Here is a 17180-nt window from a genome sequence, read left to right as displayed (position 1 = left end):
ATGGGTCAGAAGGTTCATCCAATCGGTATCCGCCTAGGTGTTGTGAAACGTCATAACGCTAACTGGTATGCGAGTCCGAAACAATACGCTGAATACTTGCTTAAAGATCTTCAAGTTCGTGAGTTTTTAATTAAAAAACTTAAGAGCGCGATGATCAGCAATATTCTTATCGAACGTCCTACAGGCGCTGCTAAAGTAACTATTAGCACTGCTCGTCCTGGTATCGTTATCGGTAAAAAAGGCGAAGACATCGAGAAATTACAGCGCGAACTCACCACTATTATGGGTGTTCCAGCTCAAGTTAGCATCAATGAAATTGATCGCCCTGACTTGGACGCACGTCTAGTTGCTGAAGCAATTGCTTCTCAATTGGAAAAGCGTGTTATGTTCCGTCGTGCTATGAAGCGTGCGGTTCAAAACACAATGCGTGCTGGCGCTAAAGGTATCAAAGTTGAAGTTTCTGGCCGTTTAGGTGGTGCAGAGATTGCTCGTACTGAGTGGTATCGTGAAGGTCGTGTACCTTTGCATACACTTCGTGCTGACATCGACTATGCTACTATGCGTGCAGAAACAACATACGGTACGATTGGTGTTAAAGTTTGGATTTTCCGTGGTGAGATCTTAGGTGGCATGAAACAAGTCATGAACCCTGCTCCTGCTGAAGAGCGTCCAGCTAAACGCGGTCGTGGTCGTGGTGAAGGTCAAGAGCGTCGTGGTCGTCGCGGTGACCGTGCTGCTGACAAGGGAGAATAATCCATGTTGCAACCTAAACGTACCAAATTCCGTAAAGTGCACAAAGGCCGTAACACTGGTCTAGCGCATCGTGGTAGTACAGTATCATTTGGTTCGATTGCAATTAAAGCAACTGAACGTGGTCGTATGACTGCGCGTCAGATTGAAGCTGCACGTCGTACCATTAGCCGTCGTATCAAACGTGGTGGTAAAATCTTCATCCGCGTATTCCCAGACAAACCAATTACCGAAAAACCATTAGAAGTACGTATGGGTAAAGGTAAGGGTAGCGTGGAATACTGGGTGTGTCAGATCCAGCCAGGTAAGATCCTGTACGAAATTGAAGGTGTTAGCGATGAGTTGGCGCGCGAAGCTTTTGCTTTAGCTGCTGCTAAACTTCCGTTTAAAACCACTATCGTGACTCGGACGGTGATGTAATGAAAACTAAAGATCTACGTGAAAAGTCGGTAGAAGAGTTGAAAGCTTTGCTTGATGAGCAACAGCTTAACCAATTCCGTCTTCGTATGGCGAAAGCAACTGGTCAATTAGGCAAATCGCATGAAGTGCAAATTGCTCGTAAGACAATTGCTCGTATTAAGACACTCCTTACCGAAAAACAGGGGAACGGACAATGAGTGAAAAAACAGTCCGCACGTTAACCGGCAAAGTCGTAAGCGACAAAATGGACAAGTCTATTGTTGTGCTTATTGAACGCCGCGTTCAACACCCGTTGTATGGCAAATCAATCCGCCGTTCAACTAAATTACACGCTCATGATGAGAACAATGTTGCTAAAACTGGCGACTTGGTAACCATCAAAGAAAGCCGCCCAATTTCTAAAACTAAAGCTTGGACTTTAGTGGAAGTAGTTGAAGCTGCTGCTGAGTAATTAGACGTTCTTGTTGCATCATCGGACAATTTCGAGTACTCTTTGAGCCTTTCGAAATTGTGACCGGTGATGCTCGGTTTTGGAGTAGGGCAATGATTCAAACCGAAAGTATGCTCGACGTAGCAGACAACAGTGGTGCACGCCGCGTACAATGTATTAAAGTACTTGGTGGTTCACACCGTCGTTATGCTTCAGTTGGCGATATTATTAAAGTTACTGTAAAAGAAGCAATTCCACGCGCACGTGTTAAAAAAGGTGACGTGATGAATGCTGTAGTTGTTCGTACAAAATTCGGCATCCGTCGTCCAGACGGTTCAGTTATTCGTTTCGACGATAACGCTGCTGTTATTTTGAACAACAATAAAGCTCCGATTGCGACTCGTATCTTCGGACCAGTGACTCGTGAACTTCGTACTGAACAGTTCATGAAAATCATTTCATTGGCTCCTGAAGTTCTATAAGAGGCAATCATGGCTAAGATTAAAAAAGGCGATCAAGTAATTGTGATCGCAGGTAAAGAAAAAGGCAAACAAGGTGTTGTTTTGTCTGTTTCTGAAGAACGAGTTAAGGTCGAAGGTCTTAACTTGGTGAAGAAGCACCAAAAGCCAAACCGTGTAACTGGCGCTGAAGGCGGTATCGTTACTCAAGAGGCTACGCTTCATATCTCAAACGTGGCAATTTTTAATGCTACAACCCAAAAGGCTGACCGTATTGGTTACCAAGTGATTGATGGCGCGAAAACTCGTGTTTATAAATCAAATGGTGAATCAGTGGCGGTAGCGAAGTAATAGGTTGAAAAAGGCAATGGCCAGACTTAAAGCACGTTACAACGACGAACTTAAAGCGAAGTTACAAGAAGAACTTAGCGTTAAGAACGTGATGGATATTCCTCGCATCACAAAAATCACCCTGAACATGGGTGTAGGCGCAGCTGCAACTGATAAGAAATTATTAGATGGCGCTGTTGCTGATATGCAACTCATTGCTGGTCAAAAGCCAGTTGTGACTCTTGCTCGTAAATCAATCGCTGGTTTTAAAATCCGTGATGGTTGGCCGATCGGTTGTAAAGTTACTTTACGCGGCGACCAAATGTACGAATTCTTGGATCGTTTGATCTCAATCGCAATCCCTCGTATCCGTGACTTCCGTGGTTTCTCTTCGAAATCATTTGATGGTCGTGGTAACTACTCTATGGGTTTAAAAGAGCAAATCGTTTTCCCTGAAATCGATTTTGACAAGATTGATCGTATCCGTGGTTTAGACATCACGATTACGACCACTGCTCGTAGCGATGACGAAGGCCGTGCGCTTATGCGTGCATTCGGCTTCCCGTTCAAATAAGAGGTCGATATGGCTAAGAAAGGTATGATTAATCGCGAATTGAAACGCGAAAAGACAGTTGCTAAATACGCTGCAAAACGTGCTGAATTAAAAGCAACAATTGCAAACGTAAATGCAAGTGACGAAGAACGTTTCGCCGCGACATTAAAGTTACAGGCATTGCCACGTAACGCATCTCCAGTACGTCTTCGTAACCGTTGTGGTTTAACTGGTCGTCCTCATGGTTACTTCCGTAAGTTCGGTTTAAGCCGTAACAAATTACGTGACACAGTAATGCAGGGTGATGTACCAGGCGTTGTTAAGGCAAGCTGGTAAGGAGCGACTAAATGAGTATGCAAGATACCGTTGCCGACATGTTAACACGTGTTCGTAACGCACAAATGGCTAAGAAACAAACTGTTTCTATGCCTTCTTCTAAGTTGAAAGTTGCAATTGCAAACGTTCTTCAACAAGAAGGTTATGTTTCAAATGTAGAAGTTGCTTCTGAAGAGACAAAATCTACTTTGACTATTACATTAAAATATTTCGAAGGCAAACCTGTTATCGAAACTGTTAAGCGTGTAAGCCGTCCAGGTTTACGCCAATATCGCGGTAAAGATAAAATTCCTAGCGTTAAGCAAGGTTTGGGTATTGCAATTGTTTCTACAAGCAAAGGCATCATGACTGATCGCGCTGCACGTGCTGCGGGCGTTGGTGGTGAAGTTATTGCTTTTGTTTCTTAATAGGTGATTCCTCATGTCTCGTGTGGCTAAAGCCCCAGTAACTGTACCGAATGGTGTAACAGTTACTCAGAACGGCCGGCAGGTCGAAGTGAAAGGCAGCAAAGGTACATTGTCTTTCAACCTGCATGCGCTGGTCGAGCTAAAACAGGAAGAAGGTAAACTTCAACTTGCTCCAGCTAAAGAGTCGAAAGACGCTTGGATGCAAGCTGGTACTGCTCGCGCTGTATTGAACAACCTTGTAAAAGGTGTTAGCGAAGGCTTCGAACGTAAGTTACAGCTTGTTGGTGTTGGTTATAAAGCTGCGGTTAAGGGTACTTCTGTAAACCTTAACCTTGGTTACTCACACCCGATTGACTACGCTTTACCTGAAGGTGTAACAGCGGAAACTCCAACTGCTACTGAAATCATTTTGAAATCAGCAAACAAGCAGTTGTTAGGTCAAGTGGCAGCGGAAATCCGTGCATACCGTGCTCCTGAACCATATAAAGGTAAAGGTGTTCGTTATTCGGATGAAGTTATTCTTCGTAAAGAAGCTAAGAAGAAATAAGGCGCGAGGTTCTTATGAACGAAAAGAAACAAACCCGTTTGCGTCGTGCGAAAAGCACACGCTTGCACATTCGTGCATTGGGTGCGACTCGTTTGTGTGTAAACCGCACTCCGCGTCACATCTATGCGCAAGTTATTTCAGCAGATGGTGGCAAAGTTTTAGCGCAAGCTTCAACTTTAGATGCATCTTTGCGTAGTGGCTCTACAGGTAATGTAGACGCAGCTACGAAAGTTGGTGCTTTGATCGCAGAACGTGCTAAGGCAGCTGGTGTTACTAAAGTTGCATTTGACCGTTCTGGTTTTAAATATCATGGTCGTATCAAAGCCTTGGCTGATGCTGCTCGTGAAGGCGGCTTGGAGTTCTAATCATGGCGAAAGTTGAACAAAACGAAGGTCTCGTTGAAAAGCTGGTTGCCGTTGATCGTGTAGCCAAGGTTGTTAAAGGTGGTCGTATCTTCTCTTTCACAGCATTAACTGTTGTGGGTGACGGTAACGGTCGTGTAGGTTTTGGTCGTGGTAAAGCACGTGAAGTTCCAGCTGCTATTTCTAAAGCACTTGAAGCTGCTCGTCGTAACATGATCACTGTAGACCTCGCGGGTACTACTTTACAACACCCTGTGAATGCTCGTCATGGCGCAAGCCGTGTATACATGCAACCTGCTTCAGAAGGTACTGGCGTAATTGCTGGTGGCGCTATGCGTGCTGTTCTTGAAGCTGCAGGTGTACATAACGTACTTGCTAAATGTTATGGTTCTACAAATGCTGCTAACGTAGTAAACGCAACTTTCAAAGGTTTGCGTGATATGACTTCTCCTGAGAAAGTCGCTGCGAAACGTGGTCTTTCAGTAGAACAAATTCAAGGGTAATCAATCATGAAAACGATTAAAGTTACCCAGACTAAATCTTCTTCGCATCGTTTAAAAAATCATAAACTTTGCCTTCAAGGTTTAGGTCTGCGTCGTATTGGTCATACTGTAGAAGTGCAAGATACGCCTTCTAACCGCGGTATGGTCAACAAAGTTTACTATATGGTTAGTGTAGAGGAATAAGCCATGACTCTGCGTTTGAATGAACTTGCGCCTGCAGAAGGTGCAAAACGTGAAAATCGTCGTTTAGGCCGTGGTATCGGTTCTGGCGTTGGTAAGACTGGTGGCCGTGGTGTCAAAGGTCAAAACTCACGTAAAAGTGGTGGTACTCGTCCAGGCTTTGAAGGCGGTCAAACTGCGTTATATCGTCGTTTGCCTAAATTCGGCTTCACTAGTCAAATCGCTTTGAAAACTGCTGAAGTACGTTTGTCTGAGTTGAATAAAGTTGAAGGCGATGTTGTTAGCCTAGAAACTTTGAAAGCTGCGAATGTTGTTCGTCGTGACCAAATTCGTGCTCGCATCGTTCTTTCTGGTGAAATCACTCGCGCATTCACTATTCAAGGTGTTGTGTTGACTAAAGGCGCTAAAGCTGCTGTTGAAGCTGCTGGCGGTAAAGTCGAGGAGTAATCTCGAGTGTCTATGACTCCTAGTTCTTCAGGTCATGTAAACATGATGAAAGGCCAACCATTTCATGTGAAATACCGTGAAATTATTCGTCGATTAATGTTTTTGATTGGCGCGTTGTTGGTCTTTCGACTAGGAGCGCATATTCCGTTGCCGGGGATTGATAATGTAGCGCTAGCACATTTTTTTAAAGCTAATGAAGGTACCTTCTTAGGTTTATTTAACATGTTCTCTGGCGGTGCATTAGAACGCATGTCGATTCTAGCATTAGGGATTATGCCGTACATTTCTGCATCGATTATCGTGCAGTTAATGTCTACCGTAATTCCTTCGCTAGAAGCTTTGAAAAAAGAAGGCGAGCAAGGCAAACGTAAGATCAATCAATATACGCGTTATGGCACCTTATTTCTTGCACTTGTGCAGGGTATAGGGATGTGTGCTGGCTTGATCAGTCAAGGTATTACCTTAACTTCAGGCCTAGCATTTTATGTTCCAGCATTAACTTCGTTAGTTGCAGGAACAATGTTCTTGATGTGGTTGGGCGAGCAAATTACCGAACGTGGTGTTGGTAATGGTATCTCAATGATCATTTTTGCGGGTATTGTGGCAGGTTTGCCAAATCTCGTGATTCAGTCGTTAACGTCTGTACAAAATGGTCAGGGTAGTTTAATCGGGTTGGTTGTTTTCGGTTTATTATCGTTGGCAGTCTTGGCAGCGATTGTGTTTATTGAAAAAGCACAACGTCGTATTCCTGTAAACTATGCACAAAAACAGCAAGGGCGTCGTGTGTTTACTGCACAGCAAACACATTTGCCGTTAAAAATTAACATGGCAGGTGTAATTCCAGCGATTTTTGCAAGCTCATTGTTATTATTTCCAGCGAGCTTGGGACAATGGTTAGGAAGTGCTGATCCAAATGCAGGGATTGTGAAGCGTAGCCTACAAGATCTGGCATTGGTGTTATCGCCTGGACAGCCGTTGTATTTAATGCTTTTCGGTGCGTTAATTATCTTCTTCTGTTATTTCTATACCGCGCTAGTGTTTAGCCCGAAAGAAGTATCAGAGAATTTAAAGCGTAGCGGAGCATATGTACCTGGCATCCGACCAGGTGAGCAAACGGCTCGTTATTTAGATCATATTCTTAACCGTTTGACCTTCATTGGTGCAATCTACATTACTGTAGTGTGTTTAATGCCTATGGTTCTACAAAGTTCGTTCGGTATTCCATTCCATTTGGGTGGGACATCGTTACTGATTGTAGTGGTAGTAGTAATGGACTTTATGGCGCAACTCCAAGCGCACCTTACGTCGCATCAGTATGATAATCAAACGTTAATGAGAAAAACGACTGCTCATCCTAAGGGATAAGCGCACTTAGAAGGTTTCATCATGAAAGTACAAGCTTCTGTAAAGAAAATTTGTGGTAGCTGTAAAGTTATCCGTCGTAATGGGGTTATTCGCGTAATTTGTAGCGCAGAACCTCGTCATAAGCAGCGTCAAGGTTAATTTAATTAAGACCTGTTGATTTCAGTAGGCTAATTAGGTTATTATCCGCCCCTCAAGATTTTTGTGGGGCGGTTGATTATCTTGACTGCCTTTTTGGAGAAAATTGAATGGCTCGTATTGCCGGTGTAAACATTCCGGATAACAAGCATGCTGTTATCTCTCTCACGTATATTTTTGGTGTAGGTCGCCACACTGCTAAGAACATCTTAGCTGCTGTAGGTATTACTGAAACTACAAAAATCCGTGAATTAGATGATGCTCAGCTTGATGCGATTCGTGCAGAAGTTGCTAAGGTTCCGACCGAAGGTGATTTACGTCGCGAAATTTCCATGAACATTAAACGTTTAATGGATTTAGGCTGCTACCGCGGTCTTCGTCATCGTCGCAGCTTGCCTGTCCGTGGACAACGCACCAAAACTAACGCACGTACCCGTAAAGGTCCGCGCAAACCGATTAAGAAATAAGATTTCTGGAAGCTAAAAGATGGCTAAAGATACTCGCGCACGCAAGAAGGTCACTCGTACCGTCTCTGAAGGTGTCGCACACATTCACGCTTCTTTTAATAACACCATTGTTACGATTACCGATCGTCAAGGTAATGCATTGGCTTGGGCTACCTCAGGTGGACAAGGCTTCCGTGGATCACGTAAATCAACACCGTTTGCTGCTCAGGTAGCTGCTGAAGTTGCTGGTAAAGCTGCTTTAGATTACGGTTTGAAAAACTTGGACGTCCTTGTAAAAGGTCCTGGTCCTGGTCGTGAATCTGCGGTTCGTGCATTAGGTGCAGTGGGTTATAAAATTAACAGCATTACCGATGTGACTCCAATTCCGCACAACGGTTGCCGTCCACCTAAAAAACGTCGCGTGTAAGGAGAAACATTCATGGCTCGTTATATTGGTCCAAAATGCAAACTCTCTCGCCGCGAAGGGACAGACCTGCAATTAAAATCTGGCGTTAAACCGTTTGACGTTAAGACTAAAAAACATGCTAAAGCTCCTGGCCAACACGGCGGAGCTCGTGGTAGCAAACAATCTGAGTACTCACTACAATTACGTGAAAAACAAAAAGTACGTCGTATGTACGGTGTGTTAGAGCGTCAATTTAGTAATTACTACAAAGAAGCTGCTCGTGTGAAAGGCGCAACAGGTGAAAACTTGTTGAAATTGCTTGAAAGCCGTCTTGATAACGTTGTTTATCGCATGGGTTTTGGTTCTACACGTGCAGAAGCTCGTCAGTTAGTATCTCACCGTAGCATCACTTTGAACGGTCGTCGTGTTAACATTGCATCTATCCAAGTTAAAGCTGGTGATGTAATTGCAGTACACGAAGGCGCTAAACAACAATTACGTATTAAAAACGCAATTGAATTAGCTGCTCAACGTGGTATCCCTGCTTGGATGGAAATTGACCATTCTAAGTTAGAAGGTACGTTTAAAGCTGCACCAGATCGTTCTGATTTACCTGCTGAAATCAACGAAAGCTTGATTGTAGAATTGTATTCTAAATAATCCTTGAGGTAGCAATAAATGACGCGTACTGCAAACGAGTTTCTAACTCCGCAAGCGATCAAGGTCGAAGCGGTGAGCGGGACCTCGGCAAAAGTGATTCTGGAACCTTTAGAGCGTGGCTTTGGTCACACTCTAGGTAATGCTTTACGTCGCATTCTATTGTCTTCTTTACCTGGCGCTGCTGTGGTTGAAGTAGAAATAGAAGGTGTCGAGCACGAGTACAGTACTTTAGAAGGCTTGCAGCAGGACATCGTCGAGCTCTTGCTGAACCTAAAAGGATTGTCTATTAAGCTGTTCGATCAAAACGAAGCATATTTGACATTAGAGAAACAAGGGGCAGGTGACGTAACTGCAGCTGACCTTCGTTTACCTCACAATGTTGAAGTGGTTAACCCTGATCATTTAATCGGTACTTTGAGTTCTACAGGTTCATTGAAAATGCGCCTTAAAGTTTCTCAAGGTCGTGGTTATGAAACATCTGACTCTCGTTTCCCTGAAGGTGAAACACGTCCTGTAGGTCGTTTACAGTTAGATGCTTCTTATAGCCCAATCAAGCGTGTTTCATACACAGTAGAAAATGCTCGTGTTGAACAACGTACCGATCTTGATAAGTTAGTGATTGATCTTGAGACTAACGGAACTGTTGATCCAGAAGAAGCAATCCGCAAAGCGGCAACAATCTTGCAACAACAAATTGCAATTTTTGTTGATCTTCAGAAAGATCAAACTCCTGTTGCTCAAGAGCCTCGCGAAGAAGTTGACCCAATCTTGCTTCGTCCAGTAGATGATCTCGAGCTAACTGTTCGTTCTGCTAACTGTTTGAAGGCAGAAAATATTTACTACATTGGTGATCTTGTTCAACGTACTGAAGTTGAGTTGTTAAAAACTCCTAACTTAGGTAAAAAATCGTTAACAGAGATCAAAGATGTTTTGGCATCGAAAGGTTTACAACTCGGCATGCGTTTAGAGAACTGGCCACCAGCTAGTCTCCGTATGGATGACCGTTTTGCCTATCGTAGCCGTTAATTAAGTAGGACTATCACCATGCGTCATCGTAATAGTGGTGTGAAATTAGGCCGTACCAGCAGCCACCGTAAGGCGTTGTTCCAAAATTTAACAAATGCTTTAGTTGAGCACGAGTTAATTAAAACAACTCTACCTAAAGCGAAAGAACTTCGCCGCGTTGCTGAGCCTTTAATCACTTTAGCTAAAAACGATACAGTAGCAAACCGTCGTTTAGCGTTTGCTCGTACTCGTTCTGCAGCAACTGTTGGTAAATTATTTACCGTTCTTGGCCCTCGTTACAAAGAACGTAACGGTGGTTATCTTCGTGTTCTTAAAGCGGGCTTCCGTGCAGGTGATGCTGCACCGTTGGCTTACGTTGAACTCGTTGACCGTGAAGTAAAATAATACTTCTACGTGTAGAACAGTCAGTTGTTCCAAAAAAGGCCGGTGTAATAACCGGCTTTTTTATTGTTCATTTTTAATTAATTTTGAGCATAATTTTAAATCGAGTATTCTACTAAATTAGGTCGCATGACTATAAAAATTCAAATAGACAAATATGTTAAATATTGAGATTAAAACTCTAAGTATGAATGAGCTGAATGATTTTAGAACCATCAGACTTGCAGCATTAGCAAAAGCCCCTGGAATGCTTGAGAACTTGGCATAAAGCTTTCTCATAAGGCTCATTTATCCAGCGTATTTATTGAACCTGAATTTCAAAGACGAGGTATAGCCAATAGACTACTCACGACTGTTATTGAACACAGCAAAGAGTATTTAGAACAAATTTTACTTGTTGTTGCCGATGATAATCAGCCAGCAATTAAGCTTTATCAAAAATTTGGCTTCCAAACGTATGGGGTAGAGTCCAAAGCATTAAAAAATAGCGCTGAATATACAGATGAGCTTTTGATGAAACTTTTTTTACCTTCAGACACATTTATATATTCTGTCTGCTAGCAGACTTATGATCTGGGCAAGCATCTATTTCTATAGAGCTTCTTATACGGGTCATTCCCTGAAGTCATTTAAGGGAATGTTTTTTAAGTGACAGATTCATTTTCTTAAATATTGTTCGCTATCTAATATTAAACAGAATAGCGCTCTAAGCATTTCGTGTGTGTACATAATTTTTTGGTTCTACTATGCTTTTGAGTAAGAAATCCAAGCAGAAATCTCAGGATTTTTTAGCGCTGTTTTTTCTAAAATTGTCCCGAAGTGATATGAAAAAACCGATGAATGACCAAACTTGACATTGCGTATTGTCAAATTTGTGCTTTAATAAAGTCATGGTTTACACAGGGTATAAAAAAAATGGAAAAGCAAGTTGATGTATTAATTATTGGTGCAGGTATCTCTGGGATTGGGCTAGCTGTACATCTCTCAAAGAATTGTCCACAACGCAAATTCGAAATCTTAGAGCGTCGTGATAGTTTTGGCGGAACATGGGATTTATTCCGCTACCCTGGTATTCGCTCTGACTCGGATATGTCAACGTTCGGTTTTAATTTTAAACCATGGGCAAAAGACAAAGTATTGGCAAGTGGCGCTGAGATTAAAGGTTATTTAAGCGATGTCATCAGTGAAAATCAGTTAAAAGAGAAAATTCACTTCGGTCATCGTGTATTGTCTGCAAACTACGATTCTGCAAAGAAAACATGGGCTGTCGAAATTGAAGACAGCAACAAGAAAAAACAAACTTGGTCAGCAAACTTTGTGATGGGTTGTACGGGCTACTATAACTACGATCAGGGTTATGCACCGAAATTCCCGAAACAAGAAGATTTTAAAGGTCAATTGATCCACCCACAACACTGGCCTGAAAACCTAGATTACACAGGCAAGAAAGTCGTTATTATTGGTAGTGGTGCAACCGCAATTACGCTTGTTCCTTCAATGGTGAAAGGTGGTGCAGGGCATGTAACCATGCTACAGCGTTCTCCTTCTTATATAGCGACGATTCCTTCAATTGACTTCATTTATGAAAAAACGCGTAAATTTATGTCTGAGGAAACAGCATATAAATTTACTCGTGCACGTAACATCGGGATGCAGCGCGGTATTTATGCGTTAGCGCAAAAATATCCAAAAACAGTACGTCGTTTATTATTGAAAGGTATTGAGTTGCAGTTAAAGGGTAAAGTGGATATGAAACACTTTACACCGAGCTACAATCCTTGGGATCAACGCTTATGTGTCGTGCCAGATGGTGACTTATTTAAAGCGTTGCGTGAAGGTCGTGCTGATGTAGAAACGGATCAAATTGAGAAGTTTACGGCAAATGGTATCCAGTTGAAGTCTGGTAAACACCTCGAAGCAGATATTGTGATTTCAGCAACAGGTTTGGAAATCCAAATCTTGGGTGGCGTGAAAGGGACGATTGATGGCAAACCAATGGATACGTCTCAGCACATGCTCTATCAAGGCGTGATGGTCAGTGATGTACCCAACATGGCAATGATCATTGGTTATATCAATGCATCTTGGACATTGAAAGTTGATATTGCTGCGGACTATATCTGTCGCTTGTTGAATCATATGGACAAAAATGGTTATGACGAAGTGATTGCACATGCAGATCCTGCATTGCGTGAGCAAGATACGATCATGGGCAAAATGTCTTCTGGTTATATTGCACGTGCAGCAGATGTGATGCCAAAACAAGGTAAAAAAGCACCGTGGAAAATCACCAATAACTACCTTGCGGATCGTAAAGACTTGAAAGATGCTAAATTTAGCGATGAAGTTTTACAGTTCCACAAACGTGGTGAGCAAGTCGATCGTAAGCCAAAGCTGGTGTCGTAATTATTACTAAATTTATTAAAAAAACCCTATGCATAAGCGTGGGGTTTTTTTATTTTCAATCAGGCTTTAAATTCGATCAATATCGCGTATATTGAGCACATTAGAAAATTTTGATTAGGGATAATACGATGAAAAAAATCATCATCTTAGGGACATTATTATTCAGTACATTGGTGTTTGCCGATGACGTAAAACAAAAAGAAGCCATTGCACAAAAGCTGGTATCTGTTGACGGGACGGAACAAGGACTGCAAAACACCGATAAAATGATTTTAGAGCAAATTCGTATGCGTTTGCCAAAAGATTTACCTGAAAGTTTTTATGCTGATTTGAGCAAAAATCTGAACAGTGAACAGCGTAAGCAATTTATCGTACAACGTTATGTAGAAAGTTTTAGCCAAAAAGAGTTACAAGCCGCTTTGAGTTTCTATCAATCAGTAGAAGGAAAGGTATGGGCAAAGAAAGCCAGTGATGTTGGTAGTGAAGTCGCGCATTTCACCACACAAAATGCACGTACTGCACTGAATACCACCATGCAACAATACATTGAGAATCCTAAAGTGAAGCAACTGATGGCAAGAATGAATCCGCAGCCTGTTCAAGCTGCTGAAAAACCTGAATCGAAATAAATAAAAAAGGGATCGCGCAATCGGACACGATCCCTTTTCTTTATTGATCTTTAGAGGGTACGGGAAATCAGTTCCTTCATGATTTCATTGGTACCAGCATAGATACGGTTAGCACGGTTGTCGATATAAGCACGGGCGATTGGATATTCCAGCATATAACCATAACCACCATGCAGTTGTAAGCAGTCATCGACGACTTTTGAAAACATATCGGAAATTTTGTATTTTGCAGCTGCTGCGGCATCCACGCCTAAGTTTTCTTCAAGCTGTAATTCCATACAACGGTCTAAATAGGTACGGCAGAAATCAATTTCAGTACGCAATTCCGCCAGTTTAAAGCGAGTATTTTGGAAGGTACTAATTGCTTTGCCGAAAGCTTTACGATCTTTGGTATATTGCACCGTATGAGCAAAAGCTGCTTCAGCACCTGCTTGACAGATAATCGCAACCAACATACGTTCCCAAGCGAGCTCTTTCATCAACATGATAAAGCCCATGCCTTCCATACCGAGCAAGTTTTCTTTCGGTACACGGACATTATCAAAGAACAATTCACAGGTATCTTGGCCTTTCATACCAATTTTATTCAGTGGTTTACCTTTGCTGAAACCGGCACGATCCGCTTCTACAATCAGCAAAGATAAGTTTGCTGAGCCTTTTTCATTATTGCCAGTTTTACAAACGACAATCGCCATGTCGCAAAGATAACCATTAGTAATAAAGATTTTAGAACCATTGATGACATATTCATCGCCATCCAATACGGCTGTCGTGCGAACTGCTTGTAGGTCGGAACCTGTACCAGGTTCAGTCATCGCAATCGCTGTGACTGCTTCGCCTGTTGCCATTTTCGGTAACCAGTGTTGTTTTTGATCCTCGTTACCGAAGTTATTGATATAGTTGGCAACGATATCTGAATGCAAAGAAAAACCCGTGCTTGAATCCATGGCGTAGGCTTGTTCTTCGATCAGAATCATACTGTAAAGACGATCAACACCTGAACCACCATATTGCTCTGGCATGGTTGTGCAAAGCAAGCCAAGTGCACCTGCCTTATTCCATAAGTCACGATCTACATGTTGTTGTGTTTCATATTTTTCAATATTGGGCACAACTTCTTTCTCATAGAATTTACGGACTGTTTCACGGAATGCTTCGTGGTCTGAAGTAAACAGTTTGCGTGGGAGCATGTTTGGAATTGGACGAATAGCACCTGATTGCATTTGTTATTTTTCCCTAGAGTGTTGGATTTAAATCATCTTCATCACCATACAAGAAATCGAAAATAGTGAACAATGTGATCAATGCTCAATTTGATTGATGTATTTGGTCACTTGAGAAAAATCTCTCAGAACTTCATCGGGGAGATCAGGTACACTATGGGAAAATTGTTGCATTGCGGAGCCAATAATGTCTGATGAAATGACACTGGAAGAGCGTAAGGTTGTGTATCGTGCACGTCGTGGTTTAAAAGAAATCGATGTGTATTTTGATCCTTATGTTAAAAACCATTACCTGACAGCCGATATCGCTGAAAAGGCATTATTTGCGGAGTTAGTCGATCAAGAAGATCCAGATTTATTGGATTGGTTTATGGAGGTTGGGGAACCGCCTCGTGCAGAATTAAAAGATTTTATTTTAAAATTAAAACACTATGTCCATGGTTAATGGTGTTTTCGAGCTGCAACGCAGTCGTTTTGCGATCGCATTGCAGCTCTTAATTTTCATTGTCATCCTTAGTTTAACCTACTCCTTACTTGCCTTATGGATTTGGTTAATGTGCGTATGCATGATGGCAGTTGCTTGGGTTTTATTTTTGAAACGGCCTCAAATTAAACAGTTCGAATACTTGGATGAGCAAGAGTGTTCATTTGAGTTTTCTGATCCAACCTTAGCGATTCAACGAAGACAAATTGTCAAAATATTAGATCACCACGCGTATATCACCTTGTACTTTTCTAAACATAAGCAACAGCCTTGTGTGATTTGGTGGGATCAATTATCACATTCTCAGTGGAAAAAGCTAAAATTACGCGCAAAACTGGCATAATTGTTTGACAATTCTACAACTGTATAAAATTAATAAAAATATAAATTTCAATATCTTGGTTAAAATTAAAGTTTGTTTTATTTAAATTGTTAGATTAAATACTCTAAAAAATCGTGAAAATTATGATTGTCAGACAATCTGGCAATCAACGCTGAGTTATTTTCGCTAAAGTACAAACACCAACGTAAAGTATGGTGGAGGTCCAAAATGGAAATTCCAACATGGTCGTTTCTGGTGGTCGCAATCATTTTTGCGATTGTAGTAGGAAGAGCAGGAACTTTACTCAGGGAATTTCTTGAATCACGTCAACGTCAAGTTGTAGTGACCAAGAGAAAGAGATTGAAAGTGTCATCAATATATCACTCTCCTGTGAATATCGATGGTGAACGCCAATCTAGTATCTATCAAAAGTAGATACAAAAAGTGTAGGAGGTCTCTATGGAGATTTCAATGTGGATGTTTCTGGTAATTGCGATCGTTATGGCGATTGTAGTAGGAAGAGCTGGAACATTACTCAAGGATTATTTTCAACAAAACTAAAATATAAAGAGTTTCACGATTTTACCAGTTAATAAGTAGCATGTGCTGAACCGTCGCAATGCTACTTTTTTTTGCCTGAAATTTCTGTATTGCTGCGGATCTGTCAATTCTTTCATTTGTGAATTATGTCAAAATGTCCTCGTTAAATTAGAGCAATTACTCTTTAATTCAAGTATTGCATCTGATAATGTACAGCTAAAAGGAAAAAACAAATTATTAGAGGGACAGGAAGTATGTCTAAACTCCATAAAATTGGGCAGGGTGTGGCGGTTGCGGTATTAACAACATCAATGCTATCTGGATGTTCGTATGTGATTAAAACGGGTGCAAATGTGGCACTCGGTTTTGGTGAAAAGCATATTGTTCCACCGATTTTGTCGATGGATGATGCCGAAATGGTGTGTAACTCAGGGAATGCTTTAACGCCTGCGGTCATGTCAACCAAAGATATGGGGGCTGATCCGACGCGTATGGCTGTATTACTTTATACAGCAGCAGGTGTGTGTGCTGAGAGTCAAGCCTTAGAAGCAGAATTACGTTATTTACGTGCCTCTAAAGCGGGGCAAGTGTCTGAAGCGCAAGATGCGCGTATTGAACAGAAACGTTGGGCTGCGATTGCTGCTGAACGACAATATGCAGGTTATCAACTGTTTGCAAATCGCTGGGAAACCAAATACAAATATAAATTAGGCGATTCATGCCCAACTATGCGTAATGATTTAGACCAAACCGTTTATTTACTCGGTATGGTGAGTGGTCTGCAAGCCATGACTAATGATATTAACTCAGGTGGTGCAATCAATGTCCCTAAGGATATCGCGGGAATTGTTGAGCGAGGCATGACCTGTTTGGATAATGAAAAATTCTGGGGTGCTCCAATGGCAACCCGTGCGGTGATCTGGACCTTATTACCTGGTGCAGGTGATGGGAAGCCTGAACCGTATGCCACCATGAAGCAATCTATGGCAATTGGCGAGAAAAAAGGTGTACGTTTAGCACATGCACTCTATGCGGTTGCTGCGCAAGCCAGTGGTGATGATGCAAAATTGCGTGATGCTTTCCGTTCATATGCTGCGGCAACAGGTGAAGATAAACCAGCTAATCCACAATTTAGATTGATTGATAAGATAGCAGGCTTGATGGTCCGTGGCATTGCAGATCGTTATTGGACTGAAAATACGGGTGTGAGAGCGAGTGATGAAGGTCTGACTTCATTCTGGGATGATAAACAAGAAAATTCGGCTGAATTAGATTCACTCTTTGATGGTGGTGGTGATGCTGGATCTGCACCAGCTCAAGATGCAACAGCCCCAGCATCAGAGACATCAGCACAGTAACCTGAATTAAACGACCTTTTACATTTGAAACATCTACACTTGTAAAAGGTCTGTTTTTTTAAGAGGTAGTAGATAA

27 protein-coding genes and 2 pseudogenes are annotated in these 17180 nt (G+C 41.9%); 28 read left to right on the top strand and 1 reads right to left on the bottom strand.

Annotated elements, in window-relative coordinates:
• From rpsC to F909_RS14750, 24 genes and pseudogenes are all read left to right on the top strand, one after another.
• Positions 1-817 (top strand): annotated as a pseudogene (rpsC, locus tag F909_RS14640) (30S ribosomal protein S3).
• Positions 757-1170: a 50S ribosomal protein L16 gene (gene rplP, locus F909_RS14645; protein WP_004657678.1), complete on the top strand. Its 414-nt coding sequence runs from the start codon at positions 757-759 to the stop codon at positions 1168-1170. The pseudogene rpsC and the gene rplP overlap by 61 nt, the downstream one beginning before the upstream one ends.
• Positions 1170-1367 carry a 50S ribosomal protein L29 gene (gene rpmC / locus F909_RS14650; RefSeq protein ID WP_000849927.1) on the top strand — a complete coding sequence of 66 codons (198 nt, stop codon included), beginning with the start codon at positions 1170-1172 and terminating at the stop codon, positions 1365-1367. The genes rplP and rpmC overlap by 1 nt, the downstream gene beginning before the upstream one ends.
• Positions 1364-1621, top strand: a complete 258-nt coding sequence (gene rpsQ, locus F909_RS14655) for a 30S ribosomal protein S17 (RefSeq protein ID WP_004641057.1) — start codon at positions 1364-1366, stop codon at positions 1619-1621. Before rpmC ends, rpsQ begins: the two co-directional genes overlap by 4 nt.
• A gap of 92 nt (positions 1622-1713) precedes the next feature.
• Positions 1714-2082 carry a 50S ribosomal protein L14 gene (rplN, locus tag F909_RS14660; protein ID WP_004657680.1) on the top strand — a complete coding sequence of 123 codons (369 nt, stop codon included), beginning with the start codon at positions 1714-1716 and terminating at the stop codon, positions 2080-2082.
• Between the two features lie 9 nt (positions 2083-2091).
• Positions 2092-2409: a 50S ribosomal protein L24 gene (gene rplX, locus F909_RS14665; protein WP_005147125.1), complete on the top strand. Its 318-nt coding sequence runs from the start codon at positions 2092-2094 to the stop codon at positions 2407-2409.
• Between the two features lie 16 nt (positions 2410-2425).
• Complete coding sequence (gene rplE, locus F909_RS14670; protein WP_004804116.1) at positions 2426-2962, top strand: 50S ribosomal protein L5; 537 nt, start codon at positions 2426-2428, stop codon at positions 2960-2962.
• 9 nt (positions 2963-2971) lie between these two features.
• Entirely contained in the window at positions 2972-3277 is a 306-nt protein-coding gene (gene rpsN / locus F909_RS14675; protein ID WP_005147122.1) for a 30S ribosomal protein S14, read from the top strand.
• Positions 3278-3288: 11 nt separating this feature from the next.
• The gene (gene rpsH, locus F909_RS14680; protein ID WP_005147121.1) at positions 3289-3684 is read left to right on the top strand and encodes a 30S ribosomal protein S8; all 396 of its coding nucleotides are present in this window, start codon (positions 3289-3291) and stop codon (positions 3682-3684) included.
• Positions 3685-3697: 13 nt separating this feature from the next.
• Positions 3698-4231 carry a 50S ribosomal protein L6 gene (rplF, locus tag F909_RS14685; RefSeq protein ID WP_004657685.1) on the top strand — a complete coding sequence of 178 codons (534 nt, stop codon included), beginning with the start codon at positions 3698-3700 and terminating at the stop codon, positions 4229-4231.
• A 14-nt stretch (positions 4232-4245) separates the two neighbouring features.
• The gene (gene rplR, locus F909_RS14690) at positions 4246-4596 is read left to right on the top strand and encodes a 50S ribosomal protein L18 (protein ID WP_005147119.1); all 351 of its coding nucleotides are present in this window, start codon (positions 4246-4248) and stop codon (positions 4594-4596) included.
• A 2-nt stretch (positions 4597-4598) separates the two neighbouring features.
• Positions 4599-5096, top strand: a complete 498-nt coding sequence (gene rpsE / locus F909_RS14695; RefSeq protein WP_004657688.1) for a 30S ribosomal protein S5 — start codon at positions 4599-4601, stop codon at positions 5094-5096.
• 6 nt (positions 5097-5102) lie between these two features.
• Complete coding sequence (gene rpmD, locus F909_RS14700; RefSeq protein WP_003653652.1) at positions 5103-5279, top strand: 50S ribosomal protein L30; 177 nt, start codon at positions 5103-5105, stop codon at positions 5277-5279.
• Between the two features lie 3 nt (positions 5280-5282).
• On the top strand, positions 5283-5723 hold the full coding sequence (gene rplO / locus F909_RS14705; protein ID WP_005147117.1) for a 50S ribosomal protein L15: 441 nt from the start codon (positions 5283-5285) through the stop codon (positions 5721-5723).
• A 45-nt stretch (positions 5724-5768) separates the two neighbouring features.
• Positions 5769-7088: a preprotein translocase subunit SecY gene (gene secY / locus F909_RS14710; RefSeq protein WP_171067275.1), complete on the top strand. Its 1320-nt coding sequence runs from the start codon at positions 5769-5771 to the stop codon at positions 7086-7088.
• Between the two features lie 21 nt (positions 7089-7109).
• Positions 7110-7226 carry a 50S ribosomal protein L36 gene (rpmJ, locus tag F909_RS14715; RefSeq protein WP_000867907.1) on the top strand — a complete coding sequence of 39 codons (117 nt, stop codon included), beginning with the start codon at positions 7110-7112 and terminating at the stop codon, positions 7224-7226.
• Between the two features lie 107 nt (positions 7227-7333).
• Positions 7334-7690 (top strand): 30S ribosomal protein S13, encoded by a 357-nt coding sequence (rpsM, locus tag F909_RS14720; RefSeq protein WP_004657696.1) that lies wholly within the window; start codon positions 7334-7336, stop codon positions 7688-7690.
• Positions 7691-7709: 19 nt separating this feature from the next.
• Positions 7710-8096, top strand: a complete 387-nt coding sequence (gene rpsK / locus F909_RS14725; protein ID WP_004281491.1) for a 30S ribosomal protein S11 — start codon at positions 7710-7712, stop codon at positions 8094-8096.
• Positions 8097-8108: 12 nt separating this feature from the next.
• Entirely contained in the window at positions 8109-8735 is a 627-nt protein-coding gene (rpsD, locus tag F909_RS14730; RefSeq protein WP_004657698.1) for a 30S ribosomal protein S4, read from the top strand.
• 18 nt (positions 8736-8753) lie between these two features.
• On the top strand, positions 8754-9761 hold the full coding sequence (locus tag F909_RS14735) for a DNA-directed RNA polymerase subunit alpha (protein ID WP_004804125.1): 1008 nt from the start codon (positions 8754-8756) through the stop codon (positions 9759-9761).
• A gap of 18 nt (positions 9762-9779) precedes the next feature.
• Positions 9780-10145: a 50S ribosomal protein L17 gene (gene rplQ / locus F909_RS14740; RefSeq protein WP_005147113.1), complete on the top strand. Its 366-nt coding sequence runs from the start codon at positions 9780-9782 to the stop codon at positions 10143-10145.
• Between the two features lie 154 nt (positions 10146-10299).
• Positions 10300-10703 (top strand): annotated as a pseudogene (locus tag F909_RS20745) (GNAT family N-acetyltransferase).
• Between the two features lie 354 nt (positions 10704-11057).
• Complete coding sequence (locus F909_RS14745) at positions 11058-12548, top strand: flavin-containing monooxygenase (RefSeq protein ID WP_005147112.1); 1491 nt, start codon at positions 11058-11060, stop codon at positions 12546-12548.
• Positions 12549-12676: 128 nt separating this feature from the next.
• Positions 12677-13177 (top strand): DUF2059 domain-containing protein, encoded by a 501-nt coding sequence (locus F909_RS14750; protein WP_005147109.1) that lies wholly within the window; start codon positions 12677-12679, stop codon positions 13175-13177.
• A 50-nt stretch (positions 13178-13227) separates the two neighbouring features.
• On the opposite strand, the gene F909_RS14755 is transcribed toward F909_RS14750, so the two are convergent.
• Positions 13228-14400: an acyl-CoA dehydrogenase family protein gene (locus F909_RS14755; RefSeq protein ID WP_005147106.1), complete on the bottom strand. Its 1173-nt coding sequence runs from the start codon at positions 14398-14400 to the stop codon at positions 13228-13230.
• A gap of 187 nt (positions 14401-14587) precedes the next feature.
• Here F909_RS14755 and F909_RS14760 point away from each other — a divergent pair, with 187 nt between their 5' ends.
• From F909_RS14760 to F909_RS14775, 4 genes are all read left to right on the top strand, one after another.
• Positions 14588-14845 carry an FAD assembly factor SdhE gene (locus F909_RS14760; protein ID WP_004804137.1) on the top strand — a complete coding sequence of 86 codons (258 nt, stop codon included), beginning with the start codon at positions 14588-14590 and terminating at the stop codon, positions 14843-14845.
• Positions 14838-15227 (top strand): hypothetical protein, encoded by a 390-nt coding sequence (locus F909_RS14765; protein ID WP_005147104.1) that lies wholly within the window; start codon positions 14838-14840, stop codon positions 15225-15227. Before F909_RS14760 ends, F909_RS14765 begins: the two co-directional genes overlap by 8 nt.
• Positions 15228-15434: 207 nt before the next feature.
• Complete coding sequence (locus F909_RS14770) at positions 15435-15641, top strand: hypothetical protein (RefSeq protein WP_005147099.1); 207 nt, start codon at positions 15435-15437, stop codon at positions 15639-15641.
• Positions 15642-16000: 359 nt separating this feature from the next.
• Entirely contained in the window at positions 16001-17104 is a 1104-nt protein-coding gene (locus tag F909_RS14775) for a hypothetical protein (RefSeq protein WP_005147092.1), read from the top strand.
• The last annotated feature ends 76 nt before the right edge of the window (positions 17105-17180 follow it).

This window comes from Acinetobacter sp. ANC 3929 (assembly GCF_000369405.1).
GTDB lineage: Bacteria > Pseudomonadota > Gammaproteobacteria > Pseudomonadales > Moraxellaceae > Acinetobacter.
This window is presented reverse-complemented; position numbering and strand designations above follow the sequence as displayed.

Coding starts and splice junctions, on each gene's coding strand:
- rplP (WP_004657678.1), top strand. CDS start 757: ATGTTGCAACCTAAACGTACCAAATTCCGTAAAGTGCACAAAGGCCGT.
- rpmC (WP_000849927.1), top strand. CDS start 1,170: ATGAAAACTAAAGATCTACGTGAAAAGTCGGTAGAAGAGTTGAAAGCT.
- rpsQ (WP_004641057.1), top strand. CDS start 1,364: ATGAGTGAAAAAACAGTCCGCACGTTAACCGGCAAAGTCGTAAGCGAC.
- rplN (WP_004657680.1), top strand. CDS start 1,714: ATGATTCAAACCGAAAGTATGCTCGACGTAGCAGACAACAGTGGTGCA.
- rplX (WP_005147125.1), top strand. CDS start 2,092: ATGGCTAAGATTAAAAAAGGCGATCAAGTAATTGTGATCGCAGGTAAA.
- rplE (WP_004804116.1), top strand. CDS start 2,426: ATGGCCAGACTTAAAGCACGTTACAACGACGAACTTAAAGCGAAGTTA.
- rpsN (WP_005147122.1), top strand. CDS start 2,972: ATGGCTAAGAAAGGTATGATTAATCGCGAATTGAAACGCGAAAAGACA.
- rpsH (WP_005147121.1), top strand. CDS start 3,289: ATGAGTATGCAAGATACCGTTGCCGACATGTTAACACGTGTTCGTAAC.
- rplF (WP_004657685.1), top strand. CDS start 3,698: ATGTCTCGTGTGGCTAAAGCCCCAGTAACTGTACCGAATGGTGTAACA.
- rplR (WP_005147119.1), top strand. CDS start 4,246: ATGAACGAAAAGAAACAAACCCGTTTGCGTCGTGCGAAAAGCACACGC.
- rpsE (WP_004657688.1), top strand. CDS start 4,599: ATGGCGAAAGTTGAACAAAACGAAGGTCTCGTTGAAAAGCTGGTTGCC.
- rpmD (WP_003653652.1), top strand. CDS start 5,103: ATGAAAACGATTAAAGTTACCCAGACTAAATCTTCTTCGCATCGTTTA.
- rplO (WP_005147117.1), top strand. CDS start 5,283: ATGACTCTGCGTTTGAATGAACTTGCGCCTGCAGAAGGTGCAAAACGT.
- secY (WP_171067275.1), top strand. CDS start 5,769: ATGAAAGGCCAACCATTTCATGTGAAATACCGTGAAATTATTCGTCGA.
- rpmJ (WP_000867907.1), top strand. CDS start 7,110: ATGAAAGTACAAGCTTCTGTAAAGAAAATTTGTGGTAGCTGTAAAGTT.
- rpsM (WP_004657696.1), top strand. CDS start 7,334: ATGGCTCGTATTGCCGGTGTAAACATTCCGGATAACAAGCATGCTGTT.
- rpsK (WP_004281491.1), top strand. CDS start 7,710: ATGGCTAAAGATACTCGCGCACGCAAGAAGGTCACTCGTACCGTCTCT.
- rpsD (WP_004657698.1), top strand. CDS start 8,109: ATGGCTCGTTATATTGGTCCAAAATGCAAACTCTCTCGCCGCGAAGGG.
- F909_RS14735 (WP_004804125.1), top strand. CDS start 8,754: ATGACGCGTACTGCAAACGAGTTTCTAACTCCGCAAGCGATCAAGGTC.
- rplQ (WP_005147113.1), top strand. CDS start 9,780: ATGCGTCATCGTAATAGTGGTGTGAAATTAGGCCGTACCAGCAGCCAC.
- F909_RS14745 (WP_005147112.1), top strand. CDS start 11,058: ATGGAAAAGCAAGTTGATGTATTAATTATTGGTGCAGGTATCTCTGGG.
- F909_RS14750 (WP_005147109.1), top strand. CDS start 12,677: ATGAAAAAAATCATCATCTTAGGGACATTATTATTCAGTACATTGGTG.
- F909_RS14755 (WP_005147106.1), bottom strand. CDS start 14,400: ATGCAATCAGGTGCTATTCGTCCAATTCCAAACATGCTCCCACGCAAA.
- F909_RS14760 (WP_004804137.1), top strand. CDS start 14,588: ATGTCTGATGAAATGACACTGGAAGAGCGTAAGGTTGTGTATCGTGCA.
- F909_RS14765 (WP_005147104.1), top strand. CDS start 14,838: ATGGTTAATGGTGTTTTCGAGCTGCAACGCAGTCGTTTTGCGATCGCA.
- F909_RS14770 (WP_005147099.1), top strand. CDS start 15,435: ATGGAAATTCCAACATGGTCGTTTCTGGTGGTCGCAATCATTTTTGCG.
- F909_RS14775 (WP_005147092.1), top strand. CDS start 16,001: ATGTCTAAACTCCATAAAATTGGGCAGGGTGTGGCGGTTGCGGTATTA.